At 55.8% G+C, this 14388-nt stretch carries 8 protein-coding genes; 1 reads left to right on the top strand and 7 read right to left on the bottom strand.

Annotated elements, in window-relative coordinates; genetic code table 11:
• Nucleotides 1–221 precede the first annotated feature (221 nt).
• The 7 genes from MHI24_RS07300 to MHI24_RS07330 form a co-directional block, all read right to left on the bottom strand.
• Nucleotides 222–2369: a GH92 family glycosyl hydrolase gene (locus tag MHI24_RS07300; protein WP_340024946.1), complete on the bottom strand. Its 2148-nt coding sequence runs from the start codon at nucleotides 2367–2369 to the stop codon at nucleotides 222–224.
• Between the two features lie 39 nt (nucleotides 2370–2408).
• Nucleotides 2409–3512, bottom strand: a complete 1104-nt coding sequence (locus MHI24_RS07305) for a glycoside hydrolase family 88 protein (RefSeq protein ID WP_340024947.1) — start codon at nucleotides 3510–3512, stop codon at nucleotides 2409–2411.
• A gap of 85 nt (nucleotides 3513–3597) precedes the next feature.
• The gene (locus tag MHI24_RS07310) at nucleotides 3598–5178 is read right to left on the bottom strand and encodes an ABC transporter substrate-binding protein (RefSeq protein WP_340024948.1); all 1581 of its coding nucleotides are present in this window, start codon (nucleotides 5176–5178) and stop codon (nucleotides 3598–3600) included.
• Nucleotides 5179–5255: 77 nt separating this feature from the next.
• Nucleotides 5256–6167 carry a carbohydrate ABC transporter permease gene (locus MHI24_RS07315; protein WP_340024949.1) on the bottom strand — a complete coding sequence of 304 codons (912 nt, stop codon included), beginning with the start codon at nucleotides 6165–6167 and terminating at the stop codon, nucleotides 5256–5258.
• A 19-nt stretch (nucleotides 6168–6186) separates the two neighbouring features.
• Nucleotides 6187–7122, bottom strand: coding sequence for an ABC transporter permease subunit (locus MHI24_RS07320; protein WP_340024950.1), 936 nt, complete (start codon nucleotides 7120–7122; stop codon nucleotides 6187–6189).
• A gap of 81 nt (nucleotides 7123–7203) precedes the next feature.
• Entirely contained in the window at nucleotides 7204–8994 is a 1791-nt protein-coding gene (locus MHI24_RS07325; RefSeq protein WP_340024952.1) for a sensor histidine kinase, read from the bottom strand.
• On the bottom strand, nucleotides 8978–10345 hold the full coding sequence (locus tag MHI24_RS07330) for a response regulator (protein ID WP_340024953.1): 1368 nt from the start codon (nucleotides 10343–10345) through the stop codon (nucleotides 8978–8980). The genes MHI24_RS07325 and MHI24_RS07330 overlap by 17 nt, the downstream gene beginning before the upstream one ends.
• Before the next feature lie 315 nt (nucleotides 10346–10660).
• Here MHI24_RS07330 and MHI24_RS07335 point away from each other — a divergent pair, with 315 nt between their 5' ends.
• Complete coding sequence (locus tag MHI24_RS07335; protein ID WP_340024954.1) at nucleotides 10661–14383, top strand: glycoside hydrolase family 9 protein; 3723 nt, start codon at nucleotides 10661–10663, stop codon at nucleotides 14381–14383.
• Nucleotides 14384–14388 lie beyond the last annotated feature (5 nt).

Here is a 14388-nt window from a genome sequence, read left to right on the forward strand (position 1 = left end):
TGGTCCCAATGTATGCGAAAAACCGAACACATTGCGCACGCGAGCTGGTGTGTGGTCCAATGTATGCGAAAAACCGAACACATTACCCTCGCGAGCTGGTGTGTGGTCCAATGTATGCGAAAAACCGAACACATTACCCTCGCGAGCTGGTGTGTGGTTCAATGTATGCGAAAAACCGAACACATTGCGCACGCGAGCCGGTGTGTAATCCATTGTTCGTCTTACTGACCCCACTCCGCCAGCGGTGAAGGCGGAACCCTTCTGCCCCACTTTCCGGCATCCGGTCCAAGCTCCAGCACAAGAGTCCCGCCGCCCGCAATCTCTTCATGTCGGACCCAGGCCCGGTCCAGCGTCTGCCCGTTCAGAACAGCAGACTGAATATACAAGCTGCCGGACCCGCCATCTTCGCCCTGAACCTCAATCGTCAGCGGCACTTCCTTCCCCTTCGCTCCCAGCAGCAGGGTCGTCCGCTGGAACAATGGAGGCACAAGGAAGTAGAGGTCCTGGCCCATCAAGGGATACAGCCCCATCGCCGAGCAGATGAAGAAGGCGCTCTGGCAGCCCATATCCTCGTTATCCCCTAATCCGTCACGCTCTGCCCGGAAGTATTGCTCCAGGCATTCCCTCACCCGGTCTGCCGCACGGTCCGGCCTGCCTGCATAAATATATAGGTAAGGAATATGCAGCATCGTTTCCTTGGAGTTATAGAAGCCCCCGTCAAAGAAATAATCCAAATGCCGGACAAAAGCCTCCGCTCCCCCATGCCGCTCTACCAGTCCATGGAAGTCATGATGGGTGCTGAACGACCATTGCAGTCCTGTGCCCTCATAGAAATAGGGATCATTCCAGGAATCCGGCAGGCAGGATTCGGGGTCAAAGGAACTCACCCATTCCCCGTCCGGCCGCCGGGGCGCAAAACACTTAAGCTCCTCCCGCCACAGATTCCACAGCTTCTGCGAGCTGTCATAGTACTCCGCTGCTGTCTCCTCCTGCCCAAGCTCCTCGGACAACCGGCCGATGCACCAATCCTGATAGGCATATTCCATATGGCGGGAGACACAATTCTTCTTCACATCCGTAGACAGGTAGCCTAAGGCGTGGTAATCGTGCAGATGACGGCCATAGAGCCAGGTGTCCGGGGACTGCACCTCATTATTTTTGCGCATCTGCTTCAGGGCCTGCGCATAGTCGATCCCCTCCAGCTTCTTCAGCGCAGCTTCACAGAACAGAATATCGGCGGAGCTTCCGCCTTGAATCATCGCGCTATGCCCCATGATCCAGGCGTCCGGCAGCCAGCCGGTGTGCTCTGCGATGTCCAGCAGACAGCCCAGAATATCCGCTTCCAGCTGCGGGTCAAGCAGAGTGATCAGCGAATTGGCATTCCTGACACTGTCCCAGAGCGCGTAGAGATCGGTAAAATGCCGGACCCCCGATTTCCAGACGAAGTTCTCATCGTCCACGCCCAGATCACTGGGCATACAGAACAGGCGGGTCATCAGGGTATAGAGCAGCCGGGTATGCTCCAGGCTTCCCCCTTCCACCGTAACTCTGCTCAGCTTATCCTCCCAGATGCTGCCGGCCGCCTCGCGAATGTCATCGAATCCGGCAAATGCCTCCCGGTCCACACTTGCTCTGGCTTTGCCGACGCTCACATAAGAGATGCCTGTCTTCGCCACCAGCGTTCCGCAGGGTCCGAAGCTCAGTGACGCCTGACAATGGGGACCGTCCACAGAGTGGCCTAAGCGTACCCCGCCTGCATCCGTCAGCAGCACATTCTCCATGGGCTGATCGAAACGGATATAGAAATAGACGGAGTAAGGGAATTCATGCCCCCAGCCCCCGCGCAGGTCGGAGCGGCCGGCAAGCTCATAGGCAGACAACACCTCAATATAACCGCCGGTCGAGAGTCCGGTCGTCTTCCCGGGCTCATCCCCGCCCACCTGGATAACCGCTCCGGCGTCAATCAGCAGGCCCGCTGGTTCATCAGCCGGATAAGTATAGCGGTGGATTCCGGTCCGCATGGTGCTGGTAAGCTCAGCCCGGATTGCCGCCGGAAGCAGCCTCACGCTGTAATAGCCTGCTTCGGCATGCTCCTCCCCCTTCACATAAGGGTCGATCTGGAACCGGGGCAATCCCGTATAAGGGGTGAAGCCGACATTGCCGTACCGCCCGCCGCCCCCGGTTCCGCTGACATGCGTGTGACTGAACCGGATAATCGGCCGCGAGCTGTCATAGCCGTGCGATAGCTGGGGCGGCAGGGTATCCGGGCCCAGCCGGACGATGCTGTTCGGCAGATAAGGTCCGCACAGGCAGTTATTCTCCCCGTCCACGCCGATAAAAGGATCTACGTACTCCACTCTTCTTGTCACCCTAAGATGTCCCTCCTTTCAGACCTGAAGCCCTTCGCGTTACCAAAAGATTTCCCGCTCTCCCTTCAGCTTCAGCAGCGCCTCCAGGAAGAAGTAGTCCCCGTAGATGATCGGAATCTCCACCTCCGCATTCGCCGGGAAGCTGCCTGTTCCCTTAGTGATCAAGGCTTCTTCTTCCGGGTTGGCCGGTGCGTAACGGCGGAACAGCGATTCCGTGATGGCTGCTCCGAGCTGCCGGTAGTGTACGGACGCTTCGTCCTCCAGCAGACCGGCGATTTCCAGCATGCCGCTGGCCGCACAGGCCGCCGCCGTTGAGTCCTTGGCCCAGAGCTGATCCGCCGGGGCGCGGAAATCCCAAGGCGGCACCAGATCCTCCGGCAAATGGGCGGCGAAATAATCCGCTGCCGCTCTGGCCGCATTCAAAAAACGAAGGTCGCCCGTATACCGGAACCCGATCGCAAATCCGTAGATCGCCCAGGCCGATCCGCGCGACCAGGCGGAATCCGGGCTGTAGCCTTGTCCGCCCAGCGCCTCGATCCGCTCACCCGACTCGGGGTCGAAGCGGATGATATGATGCACCGAGCCATCCTCACGGATGAATTCCCGCAGCGCCATCTCCGAATGGGCGACAGCAATATGGCGATACCTTGGGTCCCTCAGCTCTTCGCTGGCCCAGTAGAGCAGCCCCAGATTCATCATGCAATCGATAATTGCCAGCCCTTCACTGCCTTCATGCAGCCAGGCACGGATGAAATTCCCCTTGAGATTGAACCGGCTGGCTAAATGGCTGGCCGCAATCAGCCCTCTTCTCCGGGACAGCCTACCCCCGGTCAGCTTGTAATCGGCCACGGCCGACGGGCTCCAGAGGAAGCCGTTATCATGGTGGAGCTGTTCATACTCCTGCAGCGGCACATCCAGCTGCTCCTCGCAGCGCTCGGCAATGCTCCGGTACTCCTCATCGCCCGTGGCCCGGTAAGCCAGCCAGAGGATTCCCGGCCAGAATCCGTTGGTCCAGCAGTCCAGGTCACGCGCATCATATTTCCCGTCGTAGGAGGCATTGGGGAAGGTAGCACCGATTCTGCCCCGGGTACGGCTCAATTTGCTCTGGGCATAATCCCATGCTTCGTCAATCCAGGTTTCCATTGTTTATTCGCTCCATTTCTCTTATACAGTGAGGAAGGCAGAAAGCCCTCATAAGAACAGACCTCCTGCCTCTTCTCCCCGTCAACTATTGCGCTGCCTTCCAGGCGTCAATCTGTGTCTGCAATTCAGTCTTGACCTTCTCAATCCCGGCCTTCTTCAATTTCTCGTTACGTTCCTCCAGCATCTTGGCAGGGTCAGGAATTGCCCCCGTGCTGGCCGCCCGGTATTCGCCAATGACCGAGGTAAGCTGGGTGATCTCGTTCTTGACCGGCGATTCGTCGAACACGAAGCCTAACAGCGGAGAGCGCTTCGCTTCATCATTGAATGTCTTCCAGCTTGTATACAGGTCATCCGGCTGGCCCGGCTTGAGATAATTGAGCAGCTGGTTGCCGATGACCCAGAAGAGTGCTGTACTGCCGTACCCCGAATCGGCAATCGGCTCGATCCGGTTCTCGCCGACCTTCTTGTAATGAGTGCCCTCAATGCCGTTAACGAACAGGTTCACAGCATAAGGATCGGTATGCAGTGCATTCAGGACCATCATGGCCCGCTCCGGGTCCTTGGAGGTGCGGGAGATGGAGAACATGGACCCGGCCGCCAGGTCCGTGGTCACAATAGGCTCTTCAATCACCTTGGACACGAAGTCATATTTATTGTCCGAGGCGATTTTCAGCTCAATATCTGCGCCCGGCTTCCAGACTGCCTGCTGCATCCAGATCTTGCCCTGCTTACGCAGGTCGCCGATCTCTGTCGTTGTCGTCGCCGCATCGCTGTTGATATAGCCCTTCTCGTAATAGCTGCGGTTCAGCTCATACTCCGCTTTGGCAATCGCGGAAATCTCGGGATCAACCACTGACTTAATCTGGATGTTATCCGTATTCGTATAGTCATATAAGAACAATGGAATCTTGTTCGGTGTCGGCCCGATAGCGCGGAAGTTCGAACGGGTCTCATACATCATGCCTTCACCCGACTCCTTGATGAAGTCCAGAATCAGCGCCGGCTCCTTCTCCTTCAGCAGCTTGAACCAGGGTTCGAAGTCCGACATCGTCTTGATGTCCTCAATCGGGATATTATATTTGTCGATGATATCCTTGCGGTACGTGTAGGCCTTACCCTGGGTAATCTCTTTATTGGTCGGAATGCCGTACAGCTTGCCTTTGTAGCGCGGAGCCTCCAGATAGATCGGATTCAGATTCTCCGAGATCCCCTGCCCGTACTTGGCCAGCAGATCATCCAGCTCCAGGAACGCGCCCTTGGCGACATTGCCGAAGAAATTCAGCCATGACGCGGTAAACACCAGATCCATCGGCTCCCCGGCATTGAGCATCAGCTCGGTCTTCTGCTTGTATTCGCTGGAGGCGATAGGCTGAAGATCGACGGTAGCATTGAACTTCTCTTTGAAATACTCGCTGAGCTTAGCTTCTACCATCGCATCATCCCGCTGCGGCGCACCGAAGTAGATAATGGACACCTCATAAGGCTTCAGAGAATCTGAAGTACTCGCAGGCGCTGAAGCAGCCGCACCACCCGTGCCGCCCTCCCCTGATGTAGCCGCCGGCCCGGACGCCCCGCCGTTATTGCCGCCGGAGCACGCCTGCAGGGATAACGCAAGCACCAGTAGCATCGCCGTGAATAGCGGTTTGCGTTTTTTTACCTTTGTCATATTAATCCTCCCCTTGATGTTCATGCTTATATATAGAACGGCAGCCAGATGATGCTGATTGCCGGTTCCACCACACCTTAGCCCTTCACTGCCCCTACCGTCAGCCCTTTGACAAAATACTTCTGAAAGAACGGATACGCCACCAGAATCGGCCCCATCCCGATCACCGCCATCGCCATCTGCAGCGATTCATTCGGAAGATTCTTCATCATGCCGGGATTCTGGGCGGCCAGCTCCACATTGCTGCGCAGGTACTGCACATCGTTCAGAACACGCATCATCAGATATTGCAGCGGATATTTGTCCTCGCTGGTGATGTACAGAAGCGCATTGAACCAGTCATTCCAGTAGCCGATCGTACTGAACAAGGCCATGGTCGCCAGCACCGGCAGCGAGAGCGGCAGCACAATCCGCAGGAAAATTCTCAGCTCACCCGCACCGTCAATCCGCGCCGATTCAATCACCGCCGGATGAATGGTGGTCTGGAAGAAGGTCCGCATAATGATGACGTTGAACGGCACGATCAGCATCGGCAGGATCAAGGCCATATAGGTATCCTTAATATGCAGCACCTGGGTATAGATCAGATACCGGCTGACCATCCCGCCGTTGAACAGCATGGTGAAGAACAGAAAGAACGTAAATACGTTACGAAACGGATAATCTGCCCGGGAAATGGGATAGGCATACATGGCCATGAGCAGCACACTGACCGCTGTGCCGAGCACCGTTATGGTGAAGCTCACGCGGTAGCCTGACACAATCGTGACCCAATCCTTGAAGATCATCTCATAGGCAATGAACGACCACTTTTCCGGCAGGAAGCTGTACCCTTGCGTCAGAATCGACTGCCCGTCTGTGAAGGAGACGATAATCACCAGCAGAACCGGCAGGAAGCACAGCAGGGAGAGAATAACGAAGGCCAGATTCAGCAGTACGTTGGAAGCGGCTGAGTTGCCGCCGAGGGAATAACTGGAGTTGCTGTTCATGAGGATTCTCCCTTCTTCATTAGAATAGCGCCTGTTCACGGTCGATTCTCCGGACGATACTGTTCGTCGCAATAACCATGATGAATCCGACAACAGACTGCACAAGCGCCGTGGCCGAGGACATGCCGATGTCGTTCAATTGCATCAAGGCGCGGTAGACATACGTATCCACGGTATCCGTTACCGGGTACAGCGCCCCTGAATTCATAGGCACCTGGAAGAACAGCCCGAAGTCGGAGCTGAAGATACTGCCCATCGACAGAATCGTCATAATAATAATGACCGGCCGGATAAAAGGGAGCGTGATATGCGTAATCTGCTTCCACTTGGATGCCCCGTCAATCAGCGCCGCCTCATAGTACTCCGGATCAATGCCGGCAATCGCCGCGATATAGATAACCGCCCCGAAGCCCGCGTGCTTCCAGGCGTTGACGAAGACGAGGATATACGGCCAATACTCTTTCTCCGAATACCAGAAGACCGGGTCGTGCCCAAAGGCCTTGAGGATCGTAGCGTTAATGAAGCCGTGATCCGGCTGCAGGAAAGCGTATACAAGGTAGCTCACCACCACCATCGACAGGAAGTGCGGCAGGATGATAAAGCTCTGGTACACCTTGGCCAGCAGCCGCCGCCGGATCTCGTTGATGGCCACCGCAATCGTCACCGACAGCACCAGATTCAGAATCATGAAGGTAAGGCTGTACAGCAGCGTGTTGCGCACAATCCGCCACATATCCCCCGAAGAGAACAGGAAGCTGAAATTATCCAGTCCCACCCAGGGGCTGCCCCAGATCCCGTCCATATAATTCACATTTTTAAAAGCAATAAAGATGCCGAACATCGGCAGATAGCTGTGCGCCAGCAGGACAAGCACCGCCGGCAGCAGCATCAGCGTCAGCGCCTTGTACTTCCACAGGGCATGGATGAATCTTGAGAATCCAGAGGCTCTAATCATGTCCATTACTCCTTTCATGGACTTATTATAGAGCCATCCCTCCTCCGCTTCGATGATGCATTCCCGCATAACTGTGATCTTTTATAAGTCCGTTCCGGCTGCCTCAGCCCCCGCCCGCTTCAGCGGCAAGGTTATCACCGCCCGGGTCCACCCGTCCCCGCTCCGCTCATAAGCCAGACCGTAGGCCTCCCCGTAATGGAGCCGGATGCGCTGATGCACGTTCCTGATCCCGTATCCCTTCGCACTCTGCTCTGCTTCCAGAATGGCCGCAAGCTCCGCCAGGTCTACCGGCAGATGCCCGTTATCTTCGACAATGAAGCGCAGCGCGCCTTCTGACTGCACCGCAGATACCCGGATCTCCCCTTCTCCGTCCATGCCGCGCACACCGTGAAGAATGGCATTCTCAATCAGCGGCTGAATAATCACCTTGGGTGTCTCATACTCTCTCAATTCATCGTCAATCTGCCACCGGACCTCAAAGGTATCCGGGTAACGCTTCGTCTGGAGCCGGGTATACGCCTGAGCGTGCTCCAGTTCCTCCCCGACCGTAATCATCTTCCGCCCCCGGCTCAGGCCGATCCGCAGTAGCATCGACAGGTCGCGGACCATTTCGCCGACCTCGGTATTGCCGCTGTCCAGCGCATACCAATAGATCGAGTCGAGGGTGTTGTACAGATAATGCGGGGTAATCTGGGACTGGAGCATGAGCAGCTCGTATTCCTTCTGCTTCAGCTGCATCCCGTAATTCTCTTCAATTGAATGGTCCAGCCTGCGGGTCATTCGGACGAAGGAGCCTTGGAGAATGCCGAATTCATCCTGGCGCAGCGGTTCCTCGGATAGCAGCAGCTTTTTGCCGGGCTCATAGATCTTCATCACCGCGACCAGCTCGACCACAGGCCTCACCACAAGTCTTACCATATAGAGGACAAAGGTCAGCACGAACGCCAAGAAAATGAACGAAATCACCACCAGCAGCCGCTGAAACCAGATGAGCTTGCCGGTGATGGATTCTAACGGGATTTTGTACAATAATCTGGTGTGGAATCTGGAGCTGTCCGAGTAGGCATAGAGCCATTCCTCCCCGCCTTCTTGCGCAAAGGTATAGCCATAGGGGACATCCGGTTCGAGGTGCTTGCCCAGCTCGCCGGGGATAATGCTGCCTGCGCCGGTGGACATCAATAGCTCCCCGCTGGTGTTGAACAGGAAGGCCCCGGCAGCGGCGGGCAGCTCCACCGAGACCAGGTCACGGGTCAGCATGACCTCTATTTTGTTGACAGCCAGCAGGCCGATCACTTCATTATAATTACGGGGATTCAGAATGTTGCGCATGAAGGAGATGGTGGTCTCGCCGCTCCCGGACGGCATGACGCGCAGCGCTCCTGCGCCGCTGACATCCATCAGGCTGACGTTAAGATCGGGCAAGCCGCCGCTGAACCCGTCCAGGTATTTGAAGCCTTTGGTTTTGTAGGACAGATCGAACGGCGTCGCCCTGCGCTCAATATTTTTCATATATATGGCATATTCCGTCCCTCCGGTAGACCAGCTGTCCAGAATATTGTCGGCCTGCCGGATCTCATTCAGGGTGTCAATGCCGGTCCAGAAGCTGTACCCCTCCGGGTTGCTGAAGAACTGGCTGTCGAGCAGCGTGATCGTCCGGTCGTTCACCGCAGACAGGGTCTTATCAATCGTGACATGATTCTGCTTGACCAGCTGCAGGGTCGTACTGCCGACCTCCTCCTTGATGGTGTTCAGCGCCACATAAGCAGAGACCCAGCCCACCACGATAAAAGGCAGCACGATGCACAGCAGGAACGCCAGAATGACCTTATGCTTCAGTCTGAATCTCAGCCTTTGTCTAAGCTTCTGCTTCACCCCGTGCCCCTCCTCTGGCCTGCTTGCGGTATTCAGCCGGTGTCAATCCCAGCACCCGCTTGAACATCCGGCTGAAATGCTCGGGTGATTCATACCCGACCGCATAGGCCACCTCGTAGCGCTTCTTGTCTGTGGCAGCCAAGAGACGTTTGGCCTCCTCCATCCGCAGGGCTGTCACATAATCCCAGAGATTCATCCGCATCTCGCGCTTGAAAATATACCCCAGATGCGCCGCGCTGAAGTGGACCTCCTCGGAGATATCCTGGATTTTGAGCGCCGGGTTGCGGTAGTTGCTCTGGATGTAGCCGGTAATGCGTGAGATGACGCCAGATGCTCCTGTCCCGGACTCCTGCGGCGCAAGCCCCGCATCCGGCTCCTGCTGCCCCCGGCTCATTTGCTCCTGCATAGCGAAATCGCCATAATAGAACACTTGATGCCCGGGATGAACGTGATTCCAGCCGGCCGCCTTATCCGCTTGCTCCAGCAGTCCCGGAAGCGCGGCAATTCCTTCGCCAAGCGTACTGAGGCCGATAACCGCTTCGGCATTCAAATGCCGCTTCAGATTCATCGCGATCATCTGCCCGATCATCTGGATCTGGGAGTGTACGCTGACCCGGGGATCGTCCCTGTCTTCAGCGGATAACTGGATAAGGCTGATCATGGAATGGCCGAAGCCGTTAAAAGTAACACCATTCCACTCGGCAAGCGTCTCATCCATAATATTAAGCGCAGCATATTTCAATAATTTGCGGTCCTGCAGCGATACCTGCCGGCGGCTGAACCCTGCCTGGCTGTAATCGATACGGACGGAGATCACTCCGTAAAAGGGACCGTGCAGCAGTCCTCCGAGCTCCCCGGTGATCGCTTCAATATCCCGCTGCGTCAGATTCCGTTCGGTCACCAGCTCCATCAGCCATTCATCCCGCCGCGACTGCCCGCGGAGCGGACCATGCTCTGGCTGCGGGCTGGTATCCGGGAGCTCCTTCCGGGTTAGTGCCTTGCGGACGACACGCAGCAGCTCGGTCCGTTCCACCGGCTTGACCAGATAATCCTTGGCCCCGAGCCGGAGCGATTTTTTGGCAAAATCAAATTTCTCATGGGCGGAAATCACAATCACCGGAACATTCCACTGCTCCATATAGATGTTCTCCATGAGTTCGATCCCGCTCATCCGGCCCATCTGGATGTCGGTCAGCACCAGATCAAAGTGATCCATCCGCAAGTAATCAATCGCTTCGAACCCGTTCACGGCTGTCTCCACCGCGACAATGTCCATATCCGAAGATAACAGAAAATTTCTGATCCCCGCGCTCACTCTCGGCTCATCATCCACCACCAGAATTTTATACATGCTGTTCCCCCTTCGCTGCTTCAACGGCGCACTATACATGGCACCGCCTGGTTTCACCTTACACTCGCTATAAATTACCGTAGATGATCAATTTCATGAAGTGTGTGATCTATATCAGGGATTCCTGCATCCAGAAATTAGGCAACCTGTCTATACACAGGAAAAAAGCCTTTACAGCCCTAGTATAGATCACATATTTCCGGCAATTCATCATCGATTAGTGATGGTAACTCTTTTATGCTACTTTTGCAAGCGTTTTCAATAAAATGAAAGGAGAGCCGGATTCAAGATATTCTAATATGAGGAGGTTCTACGATGTTCACAGGAAGCCCATTCTCCGCGAGCCTTAAAAAGGTATTGTCTGTAAGCCTCAGCCTGCTGTTAATTCTATGCTCGGCAGCTCTCTCCCCCCGTCCTGCCGCTGCTGCGGTTGCCCCCTTGCCCGGACCGGCACACCCGCTGCTGTACGATAACTTCGCCGGCGGCGGATTGTTCACGCAGAACTGGACGAACTGGTTCAATCAGAGCGGCGGCAGCGGAACCTTCGCCAAAACAACGGACGGCATCCGCACGATCGGTAAATTCACACAGACCCCGGCCTCTGCCTCCTCCTGGGCCAAGTTTCAGCCGATGAACGAGACCTTCGACCTCTCCGGCTACCGTTATATGAACCTGTCGCTGAACAATGGCGGATATGCGCAGTCCCTTGTCCGGGTAGTCATCAGCGATGGCATCACCAATTATAATCTGACCGGAGGGTATGTGCCTGCCTCCGCGGCTTGGACCGATCTGCAGTTTGACCTGGATGCCCTGTCGCCTAAGATTCAGAAGAAAAAGGTCAAGCTGGAGCTCTGGCTCCGTCAGGCGGGCGGCACGTACGGGGAAATGTGGGTAGACGACATCACGTTCACCACAGCATCCAGCGGGAGCGCTCCCCAGTTAAGCCCGGCAGGGATGACCGCCAATACCGACGGCAGCTACAACCAGAATACGGATTTTACCTTTGAAGCTGTCTATACCGATGCGGACAACGAAGCGCCCTTCGCCGTCCAGGTCATTATTGACGATACAGCCTATGCGATGCGGGAATCCGACCCGGCGGATGTAACCTATACAGACGGCAAAAAATACAGCTTCCTGACAAAGCTCCCGGCAGGCGCTCATACCTACTATTTCCGCACCACCGACACGACCTCCGATGAAGTGGCCACCAGTGTCCAGACGCTGAGTGTTGTCCAGGCTTCATCAGTGATTGATATTGTTGTGAGCCAGGCCGGGTACAGCGCAGATGACATCAAGAATGCCAAATTCATCTCGGACACCACGGTCACAGATGCCACTTATGAAATACTGGACGGAACTAACGTAGTCTACTCTGGCACGATGACCTACGAGGGTCTGCACTGGAACAAGCATGTCTACTCGATCGGCTTCACCCCGCTCACGGATTCCGGTAGCAGTTATAGAGTGCGGAGTAATCAGGTGTATTCTTATCCTTTTGAGATCGCTCCGAACCTGTGGGATCAGTACAAGGATGAGATGACCGCCTTCTACCGGCTGCTGCGTGCCTCGGTCGCGACCAGCGATGCTTATCCTGCGGGGTACAGCAGTGTAGCGCCTTCGGCCAAGCTCTACCACGGGGCCGGCCATCTGGATGATGCGCAGTCTGCGGACGGCCTGACCCATTATGATCTGACCGGCAGCTGGTATGACGCCGGAGATTACGGCAAATACGGCGGCAACCAGTGGGTCGGCGCGGAGATTGCCCTGGCCTATATCCGTTATGCTGACCATGACAGCGTGAAGTACGATAATGACAGCAACGGAATTCCTGACCTGGTGGACGAAGCCGTCTTCGGCAGTGAGTACCTCATTAAGTTTGCCAACCAGCTCGGCGGGGAGATGTACAATCTCCGCAACAACGCTTCATTCGTCCATCCTGAGAAATCCACGGACAATGTCTCCGGCACCTCAGATGACCGCAAGCTGACAGACCTGAGTGTCGGCGGCTCGGCCAAGTCAGCCGGTACGCTGGCTGCTACCGCGCGTGCGATCCGCACAGCAATTGACGAAGGGGATATCGCGTCCGCGCAGATCGCGGAGCTTACGGAATTCGCTGAAGCATGTGAGAGTGCGGCGGTCATCTTTTATGAATATGTGGTTGCCCATCCTGACGGTCCCATTGGCTCCTACTCCACAAGAGGCGGAATTCCCAATTCCAAGCTGCTGGCGGATGTTGAGCTCTACCTGCTGACCGGCGAAGCCAAATACAAGAATGCTGCCACCGCTACAATTAACGCGCTGACCCTGGGCGACATCTCCTCCACCAACTACTGGGATATGAGTCCGCTGTCCATGGCTGAACTCTATCCGGTTGCCGATGCTGCTACACAGTCTCATATTCATAGCCTGCTCAAGGGGCAAGCGGATTACTTCCTCTCCATGGCCGATGATACCCCGTACGGGGTGCTGAACCAGTTCAAAAACTTCGGGGTGAACGAGCCCCATGCCTCTTACCTGGGCGATCTGCTGCGGTACTATGAATTGTTCGGTGATCCGGCTGCGCTGCAAGGGGTGTTGAAGGGGATGTACTGGCTGTTCGGAGAGAATCCGTGGAATATCAGTTGGGTCTCCGGTATCGGCACCCATCATGTGATGTTCCCGCATACCCGCTACAATGAGGAATCCAATACGCCGGGAGATACCGGCATCATTCTTCCGGGAGCGATGGTCAGCGGACCCAATATGAAGGACCCCAAGAACAAGAGCAGCGTAAGTCCGTGGTATCAGGACCGTTCGCTCTATCTGGATGATACGAACCAGTGGCGGTATAACGAGTTCAGCATCAGCATTCAGGCCGGATTGCTCTATACCGTTATGGGCTTGAGCGCCACTCCGGGGACAGGTGCGGATGTTGCCTCTGTGCCGCCGGCCCTGCCGGTCCTCTCGCCATTGATTGGGGAATGGGTACGCGGCAATGTAACGATATTTGCGCGTGCTGGGGAGGAGCTGAGCCAGGCCCAATATGCGGCAAACGGTTTGCCTTATCAGCCGATGACGGTCTCCGGTAACGTATATTCCACAGTGAGCGGCGCGGTCTACACTGCGGTCATAGATGAGAGCCAATCCTTGCCTTACACGAATAAAAGAGTCGATGTCCGCGCCAAAGATCCTTCCGGCGGGTACACCTACAGCTCCACGCATTACACCGTGGCTCCGGCTCTACCGGACCCTTCCACTCCGCTGCTCTATGATGATTTCGGCGGCGGCGGCTTCTGGGGAGGTTCAGCGGCCAATACCACCTGGGTCAACTGGTATAACCAGAATAGCGGGACAGGCACGTTCAGCAAGGTAACTGTCGACGGACGTACGGCCGGCCAGTTCAGCCAGACCCCGGCCAATGTGAACTCAGCAGCGAAGTTTCAGCCCTGGAACGATGTTGTGGATCTCAGCGGCTATCAATATCTGAATATCAGCCTGAAGAATCCGGCCTCGCCTGACCTGCGGACACGGATTGAGATCAATGACGGCAAACGAACGTATAATCTGACCGGAGGCTGGGTCCAGGTTCCGTCCGACTGGACCGACCTGCAATTCAATCTTAATACCCTAATGCCTGCCATCGATAAACGGACGCTCAAGATGTCCATCTGGCTGAAGCAGAACACCGTCACGCCAGGCCAAATGCTGGTTGACGAGATTAAAGCGACCAATACGGTCAGCGGAAGTGCACCTACCCTGACCGCAGGCGGTGTAAATCACACTGCCGGCACCACACAGACGGATTATACCTTCACTGTCACATATACGGATGCCGATAATCAGGCCCCGTTCGCTATGGAGCTGATTCTGGACGGCGTCGTCCGCACCATGCAGCCTGCCAATCCAAGTGACAATAATTATTCGGATGGACGAATCTATCAATATACCACCAAGCTGCCCCCGGGCCAGCACTCCTATTACTTCCACACCACCGACACCTTCACCGATGCGGTGAGTACCGGTGTGCAGAGTGGGCCGGAGGTAAGTGAAATTTGAAGTAA

The sequence above is a fragment of the Paenibacillus sp. FSL K6-1096 genome, from assembly GCF_037977055.1.
Lineage (GTDB): Bacteria > Bacillota > Bacilli > Paenibacillales > Paenibacillaceae > Paenibacillus_AQ.

Coding starts and splice junctions, on each gene's coding strand:
- MHI24_RS07305 (WP_340024947.1), bottom strand. CDS start 3,512: ATGGAAACCTGGATTGACGAAGCATGGGATTATGCCCAGAGCAAATTG.
- MHI24_RS07330 (WP_340024953.1), bottom strand. CDS start 10,345: ATGTATAAAATTCTGGTGGTGGATGATGAGCCGAGAGTGAGCGCGGGG.
- MHI24_RS07310 (WP_340024948.1), bottom strand. CDS start 5,178: ATGACAAAGGTAAAAAAACGCAAACCGCTATTCACGGCGATGCTACTG.
- MHI24_RS07320 (WP_340024950.1), bottom strand. CDS start 7,122: ATGATTAGAGCCTCTGGATTCTCAAGATTCATCCATGCCCTGTGGAAG.
- MHI24_RS07335 (WP_340024954.1), top strand. CDS start 10,661: ATGTTCACAGGAAGCCCATTCTCCGCGAGCCTTAAAAAGGTATTGTCT.
- MHI24_RS07315 (WP_340024949.1), bottom strand. CDS start 6,167: ATGAACAGCAACTCCAGTTATTCCCTCGGCGGCAACTCAGCCGCTTCC.